Here is a 20,340-nt window from a genome sequence, read left to right on the forward strand (position 1 = left end):
AGGCTCATGCGTAGTACAGAATATAAAGAGGTCAAGAGAGACTTCACGGAAAGGGGTGAGAACATGGACGAAATGGACCTGGATCTGCAGCAGATGATCCCGGATATCCTCAACGGGGACACGGCCCGGTTTGAACTGATCATGCAACGGTATCAGAGACGGATTTTCTCGTATTGCTATCATATGTTAGGTCATTATTCAGAAGCGGAAGACTGTACGCAGGAGGTATTCATTAAGACTTTCCGCAAGCTGGACCAATACAACCTGGAGAGGCCGTTTGAAGCCTGGTTGTACGCCATTGCTTCTAATTGCTGTATCGACATCATCCGCAAGCGAAGATTAAGTAAATATTTTCCGGTCTTGTACCGGAGCGATGAACATAACCGGCCTGTAGATCAAGCCATTGAGGACACCTATTACAATGAGCATGTGCTGCGGGCGATGTCCAAATTGACGCCGGAGGAACGAAGTCTGCTGATTCTGCGCTGTGTGGAGGATAAGGATTATAAGGAAATTGCAGACATTATGCAGCAGAACAGCAGCAGTCTCCGCAAAAAATTTGAACGCACAGCAGCAAAATTCAGAAAGTATCATGCTCATATTCAAGGAGGGCGACCGGATGGATCACGACAACCACAATCAAGACCTCAGAACCATATTTCATAACATCAAAGTTCCTGAGGCGGATGTAACAAAAGCAGTGATGAACCTATTGGAGGATAAGCAAATGAATAAACGTGTACCTTTCTTTACTAAATATAAGCTCAGTACTTTTGCGGTATTGGCATCCTTATTGTTAGCCTCATCGGCCTTTGCAGCCACGCAGCTAATTACGTTGACGAATGGTAAAGGGGATGTGGTCTATGAAGAAAAGAAATTTGAGAAGTCGATGATTCCGGATCATACGAAGGAAAAGCAACTGCGCAGCTTGAAGGCACAGGGTCTGGCCCAAGACTTGCTGCAGCCGGGGCAAGCGGCAGCCTTCTATATGGCAGGAGATGATACTGAAGGAGAGCTGTATATCAGGAGAGGACCAGGCTTCGGGTTCACGGATGCCGCTTCACTTCGCGGTGAGCTGAAGCAGTCCGGCGCGCTTATTTTGGATACATTGCAGAGTAAATATGACTTTGCAACAGGTTCATTGACGTATAATTCGGACCCGCTCACAGAGCAGAATGAAGCTGAATTGACCGCACAATTGGCACAAGAAGCCCGGAAGTCCAAAGAAGGATACGCCATGAAAAGCCTTAATGTGTCTAAAGAGAGCTGGAGTATGATCCTCACGTATAAAGGGGAAGGGCAAACCATTCTTGTTCAGCCGATGCGATTGAATGAGAAGCTAACGATCCATCTTCCTGAGGAATCCTCGGCAGAGACCATTAGTGCCGATGGGGTAGACATGCTGTACTCCTTATATCCAAGCGGAAGTCAAGGTATCCGGTTCATTCACAATATTCCCGGCAGCGAATATCATATCGTCTATTATATTGAGGCTACTAAGGGGGTTGCCAAGGAGGAACTGCTGGCGATCGCCAAGGCTTATTTGCAGTAATTCGCAGGAATCAGCGGATAAAAGACTATAAAAATGAAGCCTTTAGCCCACCAGCAGCGTGGGACTAAAGGCTTTGAATGTTTTATTTGCCCCCTACAGGGACTTGAATGGTCTCTCGATAGAATTTGATATAGTGGAAACCGTCCATTTGCAGGGATTGAGGCTGCTCGTCTGTCGGGAAGGAGTACGTTCGCTCCCACAGGATATTACCGTTCTTAAGGTCCCATTGCCTTGAATCGGAGATAGAGGATACAGATACGGTCTTGCCTCCAGCCTGAACGGCTAAAGTATCCTTGTCCAGCATCGTGAATTGCTTGCCGGCAATCACAATATCATAGCCGCTATTGGTTTGGGTGACGCTGCGAATCCAGAGCTTCTCCTGGCCCACTTGCACAGAACGGTCCGAGGGAGAGGCCAGGGAGATCGGCTGTTCGACCTTCTGGTAGCCGCTAAAGTTATCCAATACCAGCTCCACACGCTGCGGCTTGTCTGTCGGCAGTACATCATATTCAATCTGGAACTCTACTACTCCCGTTTTCTCATTGACACCCGACCGCGTGGACAGGTAATTTGTTTCCGTTCCGTTGACATACAGCTTGGTTACAGCAAAGAATCGCGGATGTTCTCCGTTATCCATCTCATAATGTCCCTTCACAATGGTGGAGGTAGGGGAAGCGGTAATCGTGTCATAATAGACGGTTCCCTGATCCACCGGAACGGCTTGATGAATATCGGCGACCAGGATGCTTTTCATGGCTTTACTGGCGTCAAAATTAAAGGAGAGCTTGGACACAGCAGGCTTCTCTTCGCCCTGATAGCTGTATATAGTAAGGGTCAGATTTCTGGCGAACGGACTGACCGGCTCGAATTTGTATATTCCATCAAACCGGGTTTTGTCCTTATAGTAACCACCGCCACTTGTCGATGAAGAGTTTGTCAAAAAACCTGTAATACGGTCTAATGCATACAATGACGCCGGCTCCTCATCGAACACCTCTCCCGGCGGCGGGGTGATGCTGTAATACATCAGGAGAGCATTATCATCCGCAATTACTCCGTTAATCGTGAATACAATCCCGTTCTCCAGCTTCATACTTTTGTTAACGGTCTGTCCGTAGCCGTGCTCCGCGACGCCGGAGAATCCAAGCGTGTACAGTTCAGTCTGGTTAAACAGCTTCCCGCCATAATAAGCCAGCGCGGGATACTGATAGACGCCCACCATCAGCAGCAGGGCAGCGGCGGCTGTAGCCACCCAGGTCCGCGCTTGTCCCGCCCTTGATTTCCGTCTAACCGGCGCCTGCTCCAGCGCCTTCCGCAATCTGCCTTCAAGTTCTGACGGCGTCATGGTCTGCTGATGGCTCTGTAATCTCTCCTCGATCGTTCTCATAACGGTCACCTCCGATCATAGCTTTCAATTTCTGCAGTCCCTGCGAGATTCTGGACTTGATGGTGCCCACCGGCGCTTCGGTGATATCGGCAATGGCCTGATAAGGCAGGTCATGGACATAACGCAGCTCAATCGCCTCCCGCTGCCGGGGATTTAACCGGGCGAGCAGGACCGACAGATCCGCTTCAGACTCGGTGTAACTGTACGGGTTAGCCTCAGTCCATGCCTCCATGGCAGGCTCTGGCGCTTCCTCCGCGGCAAGCGGTACGAACCGGTTCTGCTGGCGGAGGACCGTTTTGCAGCGGTTAACCAGAATCGTCTTGCTCCAGCTGTAGAAGGACTCGCGCTTCTGGAGTTGCACTACCTTCTCATAGAGCGTAACGATCATATCCTCCATGACATCCATCGCATCATGCTCATTGCCCATATAACTGTAGGCGAGACGATAATAAGCATCCTGCTCAGCCAGAATAAGTTCCAGTAGTGCCTCTTTGTTGCCGCGCTGCGCTGCTCTGACAAGACGGCTTATATTCATGTTCTCACCCCTTTCACAGATAAGAGTGCCGGAGTGCCCTGAAAGTTCATTATGACCATAAAAAAATCTCCATAGCCGGTTCCCCGGGAAAAAACAGCCCTTGGGAAGCTACGGAGAATATACGTACGGGTAAGTGATGCCTGCGTCATCATTCTCTGCGGATCAGTGGTTCATTCATAGAACAGCAGGCGCTTCGCATAAGCGTTGCGGAACTCGGTGGGGGTGAGGCCGACGATTTTTTTGAACGATTTCATGAAATTGTGGCAGTCCTTATAGCCGAGCTGCAGCGAGACTTCACTGACATTCTGGTTGGTGTCGGTCAGCAGGAACTTGGCCAGCTCCATCTTCTGCTGCAGAATATATTGCTTCAGGGAGATCCCGGAGATCACGGTGAACATATGGGAGAGATATTTCTCATTATAGCCAAAATAAGCGGCGATCTGGGACACCTTGATGTGCTCGCTGCGGCTCCATTTGATGTAGTCCACGATGTCGTTGTAGAGCTGCTCCTGCTTCGTTCTCCGGGACGGATCGGCCCCGGCAGTGCGGGTCTGGTTGTACAACTCGCAGAGAATGACCGTGGACATATAGTTGTTAAGGACCGTGTGGTTATAGCTCCGTACCGAATCCTGCAATTGCTTCATCATGACGATGATCTTCTCCAGATTGCGCAGCGTTCCGTATTGGGGCAGGTGAATCACCTGGTCTTCCTGGCCGCCGGGCGGAGGAGGAGGATTCGTCATCGTCAGGCCGCCGTTCGCTGCCAAGCTGCCGTCCGCCGCCTGATAATGCAGCCAATAGAAGCTGCAATCCGAGGGCTTGTACCCGTATTGCCGGGTCAGCGGGGGGAGCAGCAGGTATTCGCCCTTGGAGACTGTGAACTTCTGGTTGTCACCCGCGAGATAGAGCACGCCCCGGGTCATGACAATCAGCTCATAGTCCTGCAGGATCCGGCTTAAGTGAATCCACTCCGCAGAGGGAGCGACGAATTTGCCCGTCATCTCCAGGGTTACCGGCTTATCCACGGTCAGCTCGAATGCAGTCATGTCTGTAGTCTCCTCTCAGGCCCGGCAGGCCTCCACCTGATGTTGCTTTCCATTATTCCGCATTCTATGGATGAAGTAAAGCGCACAGCCAACAGGCCATCCCGGACGCAGCAGGCAGCACCCGGAATGGCCTTATGATTAAGGTGTGAGAGATTTATTCCTGTACAATCGTGACTGCGTACTCCTGCGCCGTGAGATGATCCTCGGCCTTCACCGTGAGGCTCAGCTCTGTTTTGCTCTGCGCCAGCCTGATTTCACGCGGCAGCGCGTCCTCGATAAGAATTCCGTCCACATAGACCAGTGCATTCTTGTGTGCAGGGGTGACATTCATCTGCACGCGGTCAGCCGTGCGCGGCACGGTTAAGGTATAGGCGGTTACCCCGCCGCTGAAGGAGGTGGAGAGAGTACCTTCGCTGAAGGTAAGCTGGCTCAGCCGGGTGCTGTGATCATAGCCGGTCATCATGCGCAGCAAATCGAAGATCCCGTTCTCCCGCCCCGGAATCACGAACTTGACCGTAACTTCCGTCTTGCTGCCCACCGCTCCGGCGGAGATCAGATAACGGCGGCCATAAAAGCTGCGCGCCTGATCGGTATGCAGCGTCTCGCTGGCAATCTGCTCACCGTCCACATAAATCTCAATCTCCCTGCCATTGTTGCCTGAGAAGTAGGTAACCGAGAGGTAATTGTCTGAACGCGGCGCAACCTTCATCCGGTAGCTGAACCAGCCGCCCTGCTCCGCCTTGCGGATATTGTAGCCGTCCCATGTCGCCACGGACGTATTCTCGCCCTCAATCCCATGCTCCAGCTCGTACTGGTCGTTGCCGACAGGCAGGCTGTCCAGCGTAGCGTCCTCCACGCGCTGCCGGAGCTTGCCCTGGAGAATATGCTCCTGCAGCTCGGCCGAATCGGCCTCTACCAGCCGCCAGTAGATGCCGTACCGCTCCTCATGCTGCTTGTAATGAGGGGTAAAGACCAGATGGCCGTCTTCGTCCGTTCCCTGCAGGGCGAAGGCCAGCTCCTCCTGCGGAAGCCGCACGACACGGTCCGCGAGCTGCGCAAGCCAGGCCTCCGGGCTCTCATTCACTGTGGTGATGAAATCCTTCACCAGCATGTTACGGGTCGGAACGCTAACCGCTACGCCTGTGGCCGACACGGACAGATCGTCCTGTCCCAGAGCGGCGCTCAGCACCACCGGGCCGTATTTGAAGGCAATGACCTGGCGGGCATCCGGCAGGTTGAAATACGTGAGCTTCATCGGCAGGCGGAGCTGGAGCGTGTCACCGTCTTCCCACACTTTGCGGATGACCAGATAATTCCCGTCCCCGGCGGCGTCCGCAGGCATCCCGTTCAGAAGCAGCTCCGGCGCACCGGCCAGCCAGTCCGGCAGACGGAGCCTCAGCGCCAGTGCTTCGGGCTGTGGCTGCTGTGTTTTTACCGTGAATTGGACCGTATCGCTATAAGGCAGGTTAGCCGACTGGGTCAAGAGCAGGCCGTGTGCCGTTGAATTCAGCGTGGAGCTTATATACTGATTGACCACAATGCTGGCGGCATTATGGAAGTACAGGCTGTCATTCAGCTTGGTGAAGCTCTCCATGCCGGTCCCGGTGCAGCACCAGAAGTGCTCGAACGGGGAGCTGTACACCTTGAAGTACCCTGTCGCCATCGGCTGAAAATACATCGTCATCCCCGTATGCGGATGCTGCGACGACACAATCGCATTCAGGTACGTGTTCTCGTAGAAGTCGGCGTACCGCGCTTCCCCGGTGATTCGGAACAGCTCGCGGGTCAGCTTGAGCATATTGTAGGTGTTGCAGGTCTCCGCCGTGAAGTTGGACCGCTCCCGGTCCAGCATATCCGGGTCGCCGAAATGCTCCCACTCGCTGTTGCCGCCGGTAATGTAGCTGTGATGATAGACCACCATGTCCCAGAACTGCTTGGCCGCCTCCAGATAAAAGACTTCACTCTCCCCAAGCGTCCGGTAACGGTTCAGCGCACCGAGGAACTTCGGAATGGTCGTATTGGCATGTTTGCCTTTGAGGATATCCTTGCCCTCACGGACAGGCGCGAACAAGCTCAGCTCGTCGAAGCTGTGGGCGGCGCTCAAGTGCTCCGCTTTCCCGGTGATTTTGTAGAGCTCATACAGGCAATCGTTCATCCCGCCATATTCCACAGATAATACGCGCTGATGGATCTCCTCTGTCCAGGAGGAGGTGCGGCGGTAGACCCAATCCCCGAGCCGCTCCGCCAGCGCATAAGCAGCTTCGTTGCCCGTTGCCGAGTAGGCGGCAGTCAGCCCGGCGATAATCTTGTGCATCGTGTACCACGGCACCCAGGCCGGCTGCTTATTCTCGACATTATCAAACAGCTGCTCGCCGAAGGCGGACAGGTAACCGCTCTCATGCTGGCACAGGACCAGCTCCTCCAGCAGGTACTTCAGCCTCAGCGCAAGCGCATCGTCCCTGGTGGCGGCATACGCCTGCGACAGGGCCGACAGATAATGGCCCAGCGTATGGCCGCGGATCTCGGTATTCTCCCAGCCGGGATATTTCTCGCCCTTCGGCGGCAGGCCACGGTTCTCGCGGAAGCCTGCGAGCAGGCGGTCGGGATCATAGCTGGTGAGATAGTCGACCTCTCTGGCGAAGGCGTTGACGATATATGGAGCGGATATGGAGACCTGGTCCAGGCGGTAATCCTGATAGAGCGGTGTGCCCGGAGTCTGGGCCGCTGGCTGCGGCGGGGGTGTAATTGTCACTTTTGCATCCTCATTCCTATAGGTTCTGTAGGGCCGATGCTGGTATGCATCCTATGTATAAGCTTATAGATAAAGGGATCGCCGGTAAATAGTGATAGGATTGAATATGTGTGAAAAGGTTAGATTCGCGGAATGAGTCAGCGGACGGAACATAATAGTCTTTCGGTTACATCTTGCCCGCGCGCCCTGCACCAGCCGAATGTGATCGGTTTTTCGATTATATTTGGTCCGCACAGTATCATCTGTCGCAATGTGATCGGTTTTTCGATTACATTGGGATTACAAGGGGAGCGCAGCTGGCTATTAACCGCAGGCAGACATCAATCAACAAAAAAGCCACCGCTGCTGCCTGCGGCAGCAACAGTGGCTTGTAAATGTTACGGAGTATACTGCTGGACGATCGATACGATCTGTCCATCCTTAATTGTCAGGTGATACGGGGACTGGCTTAGATCGAAGACATCTGTCTTGGCGAATTCATGAATGAACTGCTCCAGCGTGAGCGCTTCGTTCCAGTTCACATCCAGGTCCTCCAGGTTGCCGGTGTGGTCATAGATTTGCATGGTCACCTTGGCATCGGGAGCTACCGTATAAGTGTTCAGCGAATCGCTGTCATTTACAATATAGTATCCGTCAGGGGCACCGCCGATCTCGGCTGCGGATTCAGGCTCCCGCTCGGCGAAGACGGCATCGGCTGCCGCGCCTTCATACCATTCGATCTCGTCCCCGGTGAGGGTTGTCTTGCCGCTGCTGGTGTCAATGGCATGAATGTAAACAGTCAGGTGCTGAATATTGCCGGTGCTTCGGGCGTCTGCAGTCGTCATAGTTGTGCTTGCCGTCGTCACGAGGGAAAGGAACAGCAGGACCAGTACAGGAAACAGATAGACATTTTTGTGCTTTAACATTATGAATTTCCCCCTTGGCATCATATTCACAGCATGAGTCTACATCACCTATATACCCTGCCGGAATATTCTCAAACGTGCGTATACCCTAATAAACGTTGATTTTACGGAAATGTTGCAAATAATTTTTATACTCTGAATTACTGTATGATGATTTGTCCGCAAGTAGCCCGTTTTTCCGTAAAAAGCTTCATTCCGGGGCATAGTAACCTATACAACTTACGCGGAAAGGGTGCTGGACTTGACAGGAATCTGGCAAATATATAAGCAGGACTGGCTGAGATTGTTCAAAAATCCGTTAGCCCTGCTGCTGATCTGCGCGCTGGTTCTGCTGCCCTCTGTCTATGACTGGGTGAACGTGGCGGCGGTATGGGACCCGTACAGCAATACCTCAGGCATCGCTGTTGCTGTGGCGAGTCTTGATCAGGGGGCTGAGGTGAAGGGGAAGCACTTCAATATCGGCAATGAGGTGCTGGACGGCCTGAAGAGCAATAAGCAGCTGGGCTGGCGCTTCACGGATGCGAAGGAGGCTGAGGCGGGGGTGCGGCGTGAGGAATACTATGCCAGCATTGTTATTCCGGCGGATTTCTCCCGGCGGATGACCGGGATTCTGAACGGGAAGCTGGAGAAGGCGGAAATCGATTACACGGTGAATGAGAAAATGAATGCCATCGCTCCCAAAATCACCGGCAAAGGGGCCTCCGGCATCACCGCGCAAATTACGGAGCATTTCACCAAGACGCTCAGCGGTACGGTTCTGGATGCCCTGCGGAGGATTGATGAGGATTTCAGGTCCGAGCTGCCGGTCATCCGCCGGGTGGAGGCCGGATTGTTCCGGCTGGAGGCGGAGCTGCCGAAGCTTGCCCAGGCGGGGCGGCTGGTGCTGAAGCTCCGCCGGGACTGGCCGGAGATCGCCTCCTCGGCCGGACGGGTGGCCGGTCTGGCCGCAAGACTTCCGGAGCTTACGCAGGCCGGACAGGCGGCCGAAGCACTTGACGGCTACTGGCCGCATATTACGGAAGCCGCCGCGCATCTGGACCAGCTCCGGGAACACCTGCCGAGGCTTGAGGATGCAGCCCGGCTCGTAACCGGGCTGGATACGGACTTCGGGCAGGTGGACCTCGTGCTGGACCGGATGTCCGCACGGCTGGTACAGGCCCGGGCCGTCCTGGAGGAGGCGGCCCAGGCCCTTCCGGCAGCCGGCCTGCGCAGCGCCGGCAGCCGCTTGGGGCCGGAGCTGCAGCAGTTCCTGGCCAGCAGCGGCCCGGCCTTCTCGGCAGTCCCTGAAGTGCTGCAGCAGAATCTGTATCTGCTGCAGCAGGCCGGGGACGCCGCCGTGCAGTGGGCTGCGCAGCTGAACGCCGCGCAGCCGGAGTCCCTGCAGCCGCTGGCCGCGCGGCTGCTTCCGCTTGCGGCGGCGAGGCTCGCCTCCGCAAGCGATGGGCTTGCCCACACGGCGGAGCTGCTCGCCGCCGTGAACACGATTGCACCCGGAACCGCGGGTGCAGAGGACCTGCGCGCGGTGGCAGGCGCGCAGGATGCGTTCGCCGCTGCGGCTGCGCGGGCAGCGGCATTGGCGCAGGGCGCGCCGCCCGCCGGGGCGGCGGCCCTGCAGCAGCTGGCCGCAGACGCTTCGGCGGCGTCTGAGGCCATGGACGGGCTCATCCCGCGCGTTAACGCGGGGATGATGCCTGCCGTGCAGCAGGCGCTGGAGCGGCTGAGCACGGATGCGGGCCAGGCCGCCGGGGCGCTGCAGCAGCTTCCGCAGCGGCTTGCGGCGCTGGACGCGGTGCTGGATGAAGCGCGCGCAGCTGTTGCATCCGCAGAGTCCGGCGTAGCGGCGGTGCGGCAGGAGCTGCCTGTGATCCGCCAGGCGGTGCAGACCGCCGCAGGCGGCATTGTGCAGAAGCGCGAGGATCTGGACCGCCTGATGAACCAGGTGCTTCCGGGGATTATCGCGGGACTGCCCCGCACCGGGGAGCAGATTCATGAAGCCGCCGAATTTGCCCGTAATGAGCTGCCTGCGGCTGAAGTGAAATTCCGCAAGGCGGCAGAGCTTATTAGCGGCGGCTTGCCGGAGGCCGGGCAGGCGGTGAACAAGGCGGCGGATTGGGTGAATAGCGATCTCCCTGTGCTGATGACCGCAGTCCGCCACGGGGCACAAACGCTACGGGATATTAAGCAGGATACTAATCTGGAAGAGATTGCCCAATTGCTGAGCGGCGATATCCGGGGAGAGAGCGATTTTTTGGCGAATCCGGTGGTGCTCCAGCAGCAGACCTTGTATCCGATTCCGAACTATGGCTCCGCAATGACGCCTTTTTACGTGGTGCTGTCGTTATGGGTGGGCGGCACGCTGATGGTCTCGCTGCTGCGCACCAGTGTAGATACCGGAGGCCGGAGCTACCGGGGCTATCAGCTCTATCTCGGGCGTCTGGGGACCTTTCTTACGATAGGCATTCTTCAGGCGCTGGTAGCGGTGCTGGGCAATATTTTTCTGCTGGGCGGCTATGTAGCTAACCCGGTGTGGTTCGTCCTGTTCGCTGTGCTGATCAGCGCAGTATTCGTGACGGTCATCTTCACGCTGGTCTCGGTCTTCGGCAGCATCGGCAAAGGAATCGCTATTGTCTTCATGGTCCTGCAGTTCTCCAGCTCGGGCGGAACTTTTCCGGTCAGCACGACCGGACATTTCTTCCAGTCGCTTAACCCGTTCATGCCCTTCACCTATGCGATCAGCCTGCTTCGGGAGGCGGTGGGCGGCCTGCTGCCGGAGATTGCGGTGCGTGATGTGCTGCTGCTGTTCCTCTTCGGCCTTCTGGCACTGCTTCTGGGGCTGACTCTGCGCAAGCCGCTGGAGGGCTTCATCCGCAGAACCGCAGCGAAGATAGAGGAGTCGAAGCTGATTACTTAAGCATGAAATGGGTATATATAACATTTATTCCGTCTTTGTCAACCATTTTTTAACCGTTCAATCCGGATTGACCTGTCTAATTAAGGGATTTATGATGTAGGAATATCTGGATTTTTACTAGAATATATGGTTCTTGAGGGGCGGATTTGGGTTGCAACATAAGTCTACAATTCAAGCAGAACTGGCTGCTTTTCTTAAAAATGAGGGCCGGACGATTAATCAGTTTGCAGGGATCTCCGGTGTTAATTCGGGTACGCTCAGCAGCATTATTAATGGCAACCGTCCGATTGCCATGCAGCAGCTTGACCGGATTACCGCCGGAATGGGGCTTCCTGAAGGAACATTTTATGAGCTGTATATAGATGAATGTGTTGTTCATTCCACGCCGGACTGGCGGCGGCTGGGCCCATTCCTCCAGCGCTGCGCGGAGCTGGACAAGCTGGAGTGCATCCGGCAGGTGGTTCAGATCATCATGGATAATATTACATATGCTCCGCTGCTGTTCGACACGGCGGAGGAATTCTACAGCCAGGGCAAGCTTCAGGCGGCGGCGCTCCTCTATGAAGGGGTGGCCGACAGCGAGAAATATCAGCATTCGGAACGTCTGGCCCTGTGCCAGTACCGGCTGTTCACCATAAGAACCGGCCAGAGCCCGGAGGCAGACTTCCGCGCGGCTACCCGGTTTGAATATTTCGTGGAGCGCCTGGAGGAGGCTGATCAGCTCGGTGCCCTGCAGCAGCTCGCGGGAATCTACTTCTCTCTCGGCCACTGGGAGAAGGCCGGTCTGCTGGCGGAGCAATTGTACCATAAGGCTTCGATCCAGTACGGGATCAGGTACCACCGGACCCGCAAGCAGAAGGAGCTGCGGGAGCCGCCGAAGCCTTTCTGCTTCTATATCCTGTATGCCTACTGGCTGCAATCCAAAGTGTACGAGGAAGCCGGGGATTACGGGCAGGCGATGGAGTATGTCGGCAAATATACGGATATGGGCTGGATTGTGGAGACCTCCGGGGAGATTCAGGAGATCAAAGAGCAGTTCAGGAGGCGTGGAGCCGTCTCGGCCTGTCTGTACCGGCTGATGAGCGGGGAACAGGACCGGCTTGGGGAATATGAGAAATATATCGGCAGTGAAGAGCTTGGACTGATTGCCGGGCTGCTTCATGCAGTTCAAGCCGTCAACCGCTTCCATTGGGAAGCGGACGGGCTGATAGGGCGGTTCCAGCTGCAGCTTGCCCAGGTGCAGGCCGCTTGCGGGCAGGGAACTCCAGGCCCTGGCCCGGCGGGTACGGACAACCAGGGGATAGATTCCCTGGAGAAATTCCCGGAGCTGCTCTATGAGCTGGCGGTATATTATTCCCATACAGACCGGGCGGAGCAGGGGCTCCAGGCGCTGTTCCGGAGTCTGGAGGCTTCCGCTGCGCTGGGCAGCGTGGCCTGTGTAATCCGCTGCGTCCGGCTGTTCGAGCAACTCCGGCCGCTCGCCTCTGCCGCAGACCAGGAGCGATACAAGCAGCTCATCAACAAAGTCCAGGTGGCCCATACAGAGAGAACGGTCAACACGCAAGACCGGTTGTAGCAGGGGGTATCCTGCTATGTGCAAAAGCCCCTTCCGGGTTGGAGGGGGCTTCTCTGCATGGACCGGGACCCAATGTAATCGAAAAACCGACTACATTACGCCGGATGGTGCTGCGCGGACCCAATGTAATCGAAAAACCGACTACATTACGCCGGATGGTGCTGTGCGGACCCAATGTAATCGAAAAACCGACCACATTACGCCGGATGGTGCTGCGCGGACCCAATGTAATCGAAAAACCGACTACATTACGCCGGGCGGTGCTGCGCGGACCCAATGTAATCGAAAAACCGACCACATTACGCGAGATGGTGCTGTGCGGACCCAATGTAATCGAAAAACCGACCACATTACGCCGGCAGCAAACCCATTTCCGCGCTACCACGCCCGTTCTTACCACGCTCTGTCCCTACGCGTCCCGGTTCTTCGCCGCCCCGCCCTTAATTCGCTCACATTCCGGCCCTACGCTGCCCGCCCTTACGCCGCCCCGATCCTACGCCCCGCACCCTATCTCGCCGGAGCGAAGTCGGCGACCTCGCTGAGGATCGCATCGATCGCCTGCAGCGTATCCGGCTGAAGCACAGCCTCTACCGCCTGCGCGTTCTCGCGGACCTGCTCGGGTCTGCTGGCGCCGATCAGCGCCGAGCTGATGCCGGGCTGGCGCAGCACCCAGGCCAGTGCAAGCTGGGACAGCTTCAGGCCCAGCTCTGAGGCAAGCTCATCCAGCTTGCCAACCACCTCCAGCACATCATCCCGCAGGTAGCTGCGGATGACGCCGTTCACGGACGCATCCGCGCCGCGCGTACCGGCCGGGGGCTGCTGGCCCGGCTTGTATTTGCCGGTCAGAATGCCCTGGGCCAGCGGGGAGAAGACGACTTGTCCCAGGCCTTCCTGCGCGGATACTTCCAGCACCTCGTCCTCGATATACCGCTCGAACATGTTATAGATCGGCTGGTTGGAAGCCAGCGGACGCAGATTCAGCCTGCGGCTGATGCCAGCCGCCTGTGCGATTTGGGCGGCGCTCCATTCGCTGACGGCGGAGTAGAGGATTTTCCCCTGGGCGGTGAGGTCGTCAAGGGCGCGGAGCGTCTCCTCCACAGGGGTCTCCTGATCGAAGCGGTGGCAGAAGTATACATCGATATAATCCGTGCCCAGCCGCCGCAGGCTGGCTTCGCATTGCTCCATAATATGCTTGCGCGATAACCCGCGGTCGTTTACCCCGTCGCCCATCGGAAAATACACCTTGGTGCTGAGGACATAATTGGAGCGCTTGTACGCGCGGAGTGCGGCACCCATAGCTTTTTCCCCTTCGCCACGGTTGTAAGCATTAGCTGTATCGAAGAAATTGATACCGCATTCAAAAGCAGCGGCAATACATTCATCCGCCGCCTTCTGCTCGGCCGCTGTTCCATATGTAAGCCAACTGCCCAGACCGATCTCGCTGACCTTAAGTCCGGTATTGCCCAGTCTTCTGTATTTCATCTTGTATCCATTCCTTCCATAAGAAGATTATGATGAAGAGCGATCCTGTCTATCGTATCATATCCTCCTCGCCAAGCGTATGCACGCCGGGCTATTTCCCGCTTGCTGGAGGGCGTGCACTTTCTCCCTGCACGTCCGCCCGCCCATCCGTCCCCACATCCCCCCGCCAATCCATCCCCACGTCCGCCTGTACATACGGCAGATCCATCCTCCGCATACGGTAAATCCACTTTTTCCTACGCAGTGTATTGTCGGACCGGACGTGCAGGTGACATAATCGAAGAGCAGGCATCTGCACACAGGAAGGCGTGAAGCACTTGAACTATTTCCGCAAGCAATCCTTCAGCAGCAAATTAAAAACCGCATTCCTGGCCGTCATACTCCTCTCCGTATTGATGACCGGGGGGCTGTCATATTCCATCTCGGCGGCGACGCTGGAGAAGAATGCGCTGAAGCTTACCCAGGATAACGTCGTCAAATCGGCGCAGATTATCGACGAGAAGCTGAATAAGCTGATGCTGATTATGATGACCTTCATGATCAGCCAGCCTTTTCACGATATGATGCGGGATGTCGTCGCCGGGGATACAGGCCGGTATTATATGCATCTGAATGATCTTGATAACGTTTTCTCGCAGGCGCGGATTGCCGAGCCGCTGATCCATTCCATCTATGTGTCCACGCCGATCGGGGAGTTCTACCCTTCCTCGATGAACCGTAACCGTCTGATGGAGTTCAAGAATACCTTCCTGTATGAGCGTATCGAACAGGAGAAGAAGAATATATGGGTGGAAGGCCATGAGGACATGCTGTTCTCCGGGAAGGAACGGGTCATTTCACTGATTCTGGAGCCTGTCTTTGATACAGCGGTCCGCGGGGTGTATATCATCGTCAACATCCGGGAAGACGGCTTCCGCAAGCTGGTAAGCAGGGATACCGGCGGAGGGGCGCGCAGCTTTCTGCTGAACGCGGCAGGCAGTCCTGTCTATTCTATGAAAGACCCGCTCGCCCTGCAGGCGGTGGAGGGCCGCGATCTGACCGCCATGATCAGCAGCCGCCGTGATCTCAGCAATACTTTTAAGCTGGGCGGGGAATCGTATCTGCTGAACTATGCGCATCTGGGCATTGCCGATTGGACGATGATCACGATCCAGTCCAAGGCCGGCGTGCTGAAGGATATGATCTATGTAAAATGGCTGCTCGTGGTGGTCGCCCTCGTCGCCTTCACTATTACCATGACGGTATCAGGTGCCTTTACCCGTTATCTGCTGCGTCCGCTGCAAGGTCTGATGAAGGTGATGAAGCGGGTGGAGAGCAATGATCTGACGGCCAGATTCGAGAGCGGGGGCGGGGATGAGCTGGCCCAGGTCGGGATGCGGTTCAACCAGATGCTGGAGCAGATCGTAGTGCTGATCGGGGAGGTCACACAGGCGGAGACGAATAAGCGCTCGGCAGAGATTAAGGCTTTGTCGGCACAGATGGACCCTCATTTCCTGTACAACACGCTGAACACGATCTACTGGAAGCTGAATCTGCAGCAGGTGAAGCAGTCGCAGAGCATGGTCATGTCCCTGTCCCGGCTGTTCCAGCTCGGGCTGAACAAGGGGCAGGAGATCACTACGCTGGCCAAGGAGCTGGAGCATGTCCGCATGTATCTGGAGCTGCAATGCAGCTGCTATGAAGGGCTGTTCCGTTATGAAATCTATATCGAGGATGAAGCGCTGTTGACCCTCCCGATTCCGCGCATTCTGCTGCAGCCGCTGGTGGAGAACAGCATTCTGCATGGCTTCCGCAACCGGGAGAGCGGGGGAGTGATCGATATCGAAGTCCTCGATGAGGGCGGACGATGGTGTCTTAAGGTCAGCGACAATGGAGCCGGGATGGACGAGGAGGCGGTCCGTGCACTGTTCCGGCGGGAGTCGGAGAAGGGCTATGCCGTGTCCAATCTGATCCGCAGGCTGCAGCTCTACTTCGGGGACAGTGCGGCCATCCGGGTGGACAGCGAACCGGGCCGGGGGACGGCGGTTCGTATATTTTTACCGAAACGGGAGGAGCATCAGGATGGACAATCATAGTGTAACCCTGTGTATCATTGATGATATTAAAAGCGTGGTGGAAGGCCTGACCCGCATGAACTGGGCGGAGCACGGCATCCGGGTGGCAGGGACGGCGGCCAACGGTGAGGATGGGCTGGACCTGATCGCGAGGCTGCGCCCGGATCTGGTGATTACGGATATCCGCATGCCGAGGATGGACGGGCTGGCTATGCTGCGTAACGTACTGGAGCACCACCGGGATTGTAAAATCATTCTGGTCAGCGGATATGCCGACTTTGAATATGCACAGCAGGCGGTACAGCTCGGTGCGTTCGACTTCGTGGTCAAGCCGTTCACGGAAGAGGAGATCATGAAGGCAGTGCTGCGGGCGAAGGCGGAGATTATGGAGCAGCGTTCCAGGCAGGATACGCTGCGGGAGATGGAGAACAAGCTGCGGGAGAGTCTGCCGGTGCTGCGGCAGGAATATTTCGCTCTGCTGGTCAGCCACAGAACGGCCTGGGAGCAGGCACAGGCGCGCTGGGAGTTCTTAGGCATCGATCTGAACTTCAAGGGGTTCGTGGTGATGCTGCTGGAGATCGATCATTTTCAGGAGCGGGCGGCAGAGCTGTCCATCCGCGAGGTGGAGCTGATCCGCTTCTCCCTGCTGAATATCACCCAGGAGACCATTGCTGAGCATACGCGCTGCGTAGTGTTCCGGGCCAGGCATAACCGCTATCTTGCGGTGATGAATGACTGTGGCCCGGCCAGTGCGGTCGAGATTGCCGAGCGCTGCTGCAAGAACATTGAACGGTATACCAAGTTCACGGTATCAGCTGGAGTCGGTGGCCGGGTGGAGGAGATCAGCGAGCTGCCGGATTCCTACCGCCAGGCGCACCGGGCGCTGGCCCACCATCTGTTCACCGGAGGCAATGCCGCCATTATGTATGATGATGTTCACCAGAACGGCAGCCAGGAGCCGCTGGCACTGGAGTACAAGGACGAGCTGCTGCTGGCGCTGCGCTCCGGCAATGTCAGCCGGACAAGCACGATCCTCGAAGCGATCTCAGAATCGCTGCAGCGTCTCGGCTCCGGCCACAATCCCGACTATCTGCTCGTTCTGTATGAGGAACTGGCCGCATCAGCGATCCGCACCTTCTATGAGCTGGTTCCGTACGGGGAGATTCAGCCGCTGATCCAGCGGTTCCGGGCGGTGCAGGGAACAGCAGGGCTGCCGCTTGCTACCCTCCAGCGGCTGCTGCTGGAGCTGTGTACGGAGGGGGCAGCCCTGGTGCGCCGCAGCAGCCTGTCGGAAGGGCAGAAGGTGATCTATGAAGCGATAGAGTATATCAAGGGCCGTTTGTCCGAGGACATCACGGTCGGGGAATGTGCGGCGCATGTTCATCTGAGCGCCAGCTATTTCTCCAGCCTGTTCAAGAAGGTGAGCGGAGTGACCGTTACCCAGTATATCACCGCAGAGCGCATTCACCGGGCCAAGCTGCTGCTGGTGGAAGGGGCGCAGGTGCAGGAGGTGGCTGCCGCTGTGGGGTATGAGGAGCGCAGATACTTCAGCGAGATGTTCAAGAAGATCACCGGCCAGACGCCGTCAGAGTTCAGGGCGGGGTACCACCCGGACCGCCAGGAGGAGTCATACCGGTGACAGCGTCTGATCCGCAACGGTGCAGCGTCCAGTATGCCAACTATTTCACACACACGCAGCCTCACACTGTTCAGTATCAGGACGGGTTATCCTTCTATCTCTTCAGGCTTCAGATGGAAGGGACCTGCCGTGCGCTGGTAGACGGAAAATACGAGACCATCATCCCCGGCGATCTGCTGATCTATGCACCGGATCAGCCGTATGAGCTGATCGTACAGCCCCGCAGCGCTCCAGGCACTGGGGGAGTTCAGCCTGCCTCTGATTATTTCCTGATCGCAAGCGGCGAATGGCTGGACTCCTGGTGGCAGGACCACAGGCTGCCGGCCCGGACGAATATCGGCTTCGACGATACGGTCATCACCTTGTGGAGGCATATTGCCGGCGAGAAGAGAAAAGTGATGCAGCATCAGGAGGAGCTGATGGATTACCTGCTTAGAACGTTCTGCCTGACGCTGGAGCAAGTGATTCAGGCCCGGCGGCGTACCAAAGGGGCGGAGACCGCCTACAGGCTGAAGCAGTTCATTGATAATCATGCCCATGAACCGCTCAGCCTGGAGCAGATCTCCGCCTCCGCCGGGTTAAGTATCTCGCGTGCTTCCTCCCTGTTCAAAGCCGCTTTTGGCCAATCGCCGTTCGCCTACTGCATTGAGGTCAGGCTGAAGTCTGCTGAGCAGCAGGTGCTCTACAGCACATTGTCACTGGAGCAGGTTGCCGACAATGCGGGCTTCCAGAGCTACGCCCATTTCTGCCGGATGTTCCGGGAACGGTATGGCGCTCCTCCGGGAGAGTACCGGCGCAGCTTCGGCTTCCGGTTCAGTCCCGGCTGAGTCCGGTGGTGTACAGCACCTGATTGGACGCAAGGAGTACGTCTTGCAGCTGCTCATACGCCACATCCTGAATCATGCCGTTCCCCTCAAGCGCAAGTACAGCAGCGGCTGCGGCTGATTGTCCGAGAATCATGAAGACCGGCTCCATCCGGATGGAGCCGTAGGCCGCATGAGTAGCCGACAGACATACCGGTACGATCAGATTGGTGCATTCGCTCCGCTTCGGCACCATCGCCCGGTAGCTGATCGGATAAGGCTCGTCCAGCCGGATATAGAATCCGCCCTCAGTGCTGACATGCCCGTCTTCGTTCACATAGTATTGGGTATGGTGCGAGTCCATGGCGAAGGAGCCCATCCCGGCAGAATCCGGTACCGGGTGCTCCCGCCTTACATCATGCTCCGTCAACACATAATCTCCGGTCATTCTGCGCGATTCCCGGATGTAGAGCTGGGACGGCCAGTGGCCGCTGTCCGTAAATTCATCAAGCGGCAGGCCCCATGGCTTGTAGGCTTGCCGGATCTCCTCCGGCACCCGCGGATGGTTCTGAAGCGTCCATACATACCCCTGCTGGTAGATGCGGTGGGCCTCCCGTATCTGTTCCCGCGCCGCATAATCCGCCTCCGGATAGCTGTGGTTCATTCCGTTGTAATCGGTAGAAATACCGCTGTTGTTATTGGAATCGGTCTTGTCCGCAGTGACCCGGTTCAGCTTGAAGAAGCGTGAGCGCTGCCCCTGCTCAATGGCCCGGAACAGAATTTCATAATCGGCTTCGTTATAGCCCTCAGGCTTGCTGATCATCATCCGGCCCTCCGGATTGTCTGTCAGACACATGCGGAAGTTATAGGCCTGCAGCTTACCGTCCCCCTCACCGGCATCACCGCCACGGTCCGCATTTACACGCGGGAGGAGTCCGCTCGAAGGCACTCCTTTAATGACATAGGGGTCAATTCCCGGAGGGAGCTCGTTCAGTTCAGGGCCGGGCTGAATGCCGTTTAACGTCTCCCCGTATTGTGCGTTCGGCTCCCGGCCGACCACATAGGACACACCCGAATGGCCCATCAGGTCCCCCTCGTAAGAGGCGTCAATGAACATTTTACCGTGATAGACCTTCCCGGATTCCATGGTGATGGAGGTGATTATTGAGCCTTGCCGGGTCACCCCGTTCTTAAGCTCCAGCCTGTCCCCGCAGACGACTTCAAGATGATGCTCCGCCACCCAGTCCTGCAGCACCTCAAGCGCAACCTTGGGCTCGAACAGCCAGCGGGCCCCATCCTGCGCATATTTCTGCGCGATCCGCTGGTAGAATTCCAGAGACAGGCCGCCGACCGCTTCTTTCATCCCCACATCCGTATCACCCAGTCCTCCGGTAGTCATCCCGCCAATCCGCTGACTCTGTTCAATGACGACCGCACTTTTGCCCATGATAACTGCCTGGACAGCCGCTGTAATGCCTGCAGCCGTTCCGCCGTAGATGACAAGATCATACTGTTTCATCAGCCTTATTCTCCTTCTTAATCACGATTGTGCCTGCAAAAATGATTATAAGCCGCCACCCGGACCCGCGTGAATGATGGATCTTCCTGTTTCATTTGACGGATCTTACTGTTTTGCCTAGAAGGCCGGTTTCAGGGGAAAAGTCTTTTGAATTCGCGCATGGCCTGTGATAAGTTGTT

General features: G+C 56.5%; 15 protein-coding genes. 7 read left to right on the forward strand and 8 right to left on the reverse strand.

Annotated elements, in window-relative coordinates; translation table 11 throughout:
• Positions 1 to 63 precede the first annotated feature (63 nt).
• Positions 64 to 666, forward strand: a complete 603-nt coding sequence (locus K1558_RS28225; protein ID WP_238655308.1) for an RNA polymerase sigma factor — start codon at positions 64 to 66, stop codon at positions 664 to 666.
• 61 nt (positions 667 to 727) lie between these two features.
• Positions 728 to 1,552 carry a hypothetical protein gene (locus tag K1558_RS28230; protein ID WP_238655309.1) on the forward strand — a complete coding sequence of 275 codons (825 nt, stop codon included), beginning with the start codon at positions 728 to 730 and terminating at the stop codon, positions 1,550 to 1,552.
• Positions 1,553 to 1,634: 82 nt separating this feature from the next.
• On the opposite strand, the gene K1558_RS28235 is transcribed toward K1558_RS28230, so the two are convergent.
• The 5 genes from K1558_RS28235 to K1558_RS28255 all read right to left on the reverse strand — a co-directional run bounded on the left by K1558_RS28235 (position 1,635) and on the right by K1558_RS28255 (position 8,177).
• Positions 1,635 to 2,939 (reverse strand): DUF4179 domain-containing protein, encoded by a 1,305-nt coding sequence (locus tag K1558_RS28235; RefSeq protein ID WP_238655310.1) that lies wholly within the window; start codon positions 2,937 to 2,939, stop codon positions 1,635 to 1,637.
• The gene (locus K1558_RS28240; RefSeq protein ID WP_238655311.1) at positions 2,878 to 3,474 is read right to left on the reverse strand and encodes a sigma-70 family RNA polymerase sigma factor; all 597 of its coding nucleotides are present in this window, start codon (positions 3,472 to 3,474) and stop codon (positions 2,878 to 2,880) included. Before K1558_RS28240 ends, K1558_RS28235 begins: the two co-directional genes overlap by 62 nt.
• Positions 3,475 to 3,644: 170 nt before the next feature.
• Complete coding sequence (locus K1558_RS28245; RefSeq protein WP_238655312.1) at positions 3,645 to 4,520, reverse strand: AraC family transcriptional regulator; 876 nt, start codon at positions 4,518 to 4,520, stop codon at positions 3,645 to 3,647.
• A gap of 154 nt (positions 4,521 to 4,674) precedes the next feature.
• Entirely contained in the window at positions 4,675 to 7,272 is a 2,598-nt protein-coding gene (locus K1558_RS28250; RefSeq protein ID WP_238655313.1) for a beta-L-arabinofuranosidase domain-containing protein, read from the reverse strand.
• Between the two features lie 377 nt (positions 7,273 to 7,649).
• On the reverse strand, positions 7,650 to 8,177 hold the full coding sequence (locus K1558_RS28255; protein WP_238655314.1) for a hypothetical protein: 528 nt from the start codon (positions 8,175 to 8,177) through the stop codon (positions 7,650 to 7,652).
• 241 nt (positions 8,178 to 8,418) lie between these two features.
• Here K1558_RS28255 and K1558_RS28260 point away from each other — a divergent pair, with 241 nt between their 5' ends.
• Positions 8,419 to 11,088, forward strand: coding sequence for a YhgE/Pip domain-containing protein (locus K1558_RS28260; protein ID WP_238655315.1), 2,670 nt, complete (start codon positions 8,419 to 8,421; stop codon positions 11,086 to 11,088).
• A 151-nt stretch (positions 11,089 to 11,239) separates the two neighbouring features.
• Complete coding sequence (locus K1558_RS28265; protein WP_238655316.1) at positions 11,240 to 12,664, forward strand: helix-turn-helix domain-containing protein; 1,425 nt, start codon at positions 11,240 to 11,242, stop codon at positions 12,662 to 12,664.
• Here K1558_RS28265 and K1558_RS28270 read toward each other — a convergent pair.
• Positions 12,642 to 13,064, reverse strand: a complete 423-nt coding sequence (locus K1558_RS28270; protein WP_238655317.1) for a hypothetical protein — start codon at positions 13,062 to 13,064, stop codon at positions 12,642 to 12,644. The genes K1558_RS28265 and K1558_RS28270 overlap by 23 nt on opposite strands.
• A gap of 107 nt (positions 13,065 to 13,171) precedes the next feature.
• Positions 13,172 to 14,146, reverse strand: coding sequence for an aldo/keto reductase family protein (locus tag K1558_RS28275; protein ID WP_238655318.1), 975 nt, complete (start codon positions 14,144 to 14,146; stop codon positions 13,172 to 13,174).
• A 308-nt stretch (positions 14,147 to 14,454) separates the two neighbouring features.
• Between K1558_RS28275 and K1558_RS28280 the strand changes: the two genes are divergently transcribed.
• The 3 genes from K1558_RS28280 to K1558_RS33115 are packed head-to-tail and all read left to right on the forward strand — an operon-like array spanning position 14,455 to position 18,666.
• On the forward strand, positions 14,455 to 16,221 hold the full coding sequence (locus tag K1558_RS28280) for a sensor histidine kinase (RefSeq protein WP_238655319.1): 1,767 nt from the start codon (positions 14,455 to 14,457) through the stop codon (positions 16,219 to 16,221).
• Entirely contained in the window at positions 16,208 to 17,839 is a 1,632-nt protein-coding gene (locus tag K1558_RS28285) for a response regulator (protein WP_238655320.1), read from the forward strand. The genes K1558_RS28280 and K1558_RS28285 overlap by 14 nt, the downstream gene beginning before the upstream one ends.
• Complete coding sequence (locus K1558_RS33115; RefSeq protein WP_238655321.1) at positions 17,836 to 18,666, forward strand: AraC family transcriptional regulator; 831 nt, start codon at positions 17,836 to 17,838, stop codon at positions 18,664 to 18,666. Before K1558_RS28285 ends, K1558_RS33115 begins: the two co-directional genes overlap by 4 nt.
• Here K1558_RS33115 and K1558_RS28295 read toward each other — a convergent pair.
• A complete protein-coding gene (locus tag K1558_RS28295) occupies positions 18,653 to 20,161 on the reverse strand; it encodes an FAD-dependent oxidoreductase (protein ID WP_238655322.1) in 1,509 nt (502 codons plus the stop codon). The two genes, K1558_RS33115 and K1558_RS28295, sit on opposite strands and share 14 nt — an antisense overlap.
• Positions 20,162 to 20,340: the final 179 nt, after the last annotated feature.

Source organism: Paenibacillus piscarius (assembly GCF_022234545.1).
Lineage (GTDB): Bacteria > Bacillota > Bacilli > Paenibacillales > Paenibacillaceae > Paenibacillus_AQ > Paenibacillus_AQ piscarius.

Excerpts from the sequence above, each read along its gene's own strand:
- K1558_RS28225 (WP_238655308.1), top strand. The coding sequence starts at position 64 with ATGGACGAAATGGACCTGGATCTGCAGCAGATGATCCCGGATATCCTC.
- K1558_RS28230 (WP_238655309.1), top strand. The coding sequence starts at position 728 with ATGAATAAACGTGTACCTTTCTTTACTAAATATAAGCTCAGTACTTTT.
- K1558_RS28235 (WP_238655310.1), bottom strand. The coding sequence starts at position 2,939 with ATGAGAACGATCGAGGAGAGATTACAGAGCCATCAGCAGACCATGACG.
- K1558_RS28240 (WP_238655311.1), bottom strand. The coding sequence starts at position 3,474 with ATGAATATAAGCCGTCTTGTCAGAGCAGCGCAGCGCGGCAACAAAGAG.
- K1558_RS28245 (WP_238655312.1), bottom strand. The coding sequence starts at position 4,520 with ATGACTGCATTCGAGCTGACCGTGGATAAGCCGGTAACCCTGGAGATG.
- K1558_RS28255 (WP_238655314.1), bottom strand. The coding sequence starts at position 8,177 with ATGTTAAAGCACAAAAATGTCTATCTGTTTCCTGTACTGGTCCTGCTG.
- K1558_RS28275 (WP_238655318.1), bottom strand. The coding sequence starts at position 14,146 with ATGAAATACAGAAGACTGGGCAATACCGGACTTAAGGTCAGCGAGATC.
- K1558_RS28285 (WP_238655320.1), top strand. The coding sequence starts at position 16,208 with ATGGACAATCATAGTGTAACCCTGTGTATCATTGATGATATTAAAAGC.
- K1558_RS28295 (WP_238655322.1), bottom strand. The coding sequence starts at position 20,161 with ATGAAACAGTATGATCTTGTCATCTACGGCGGAACGGCTGCAGGCATT.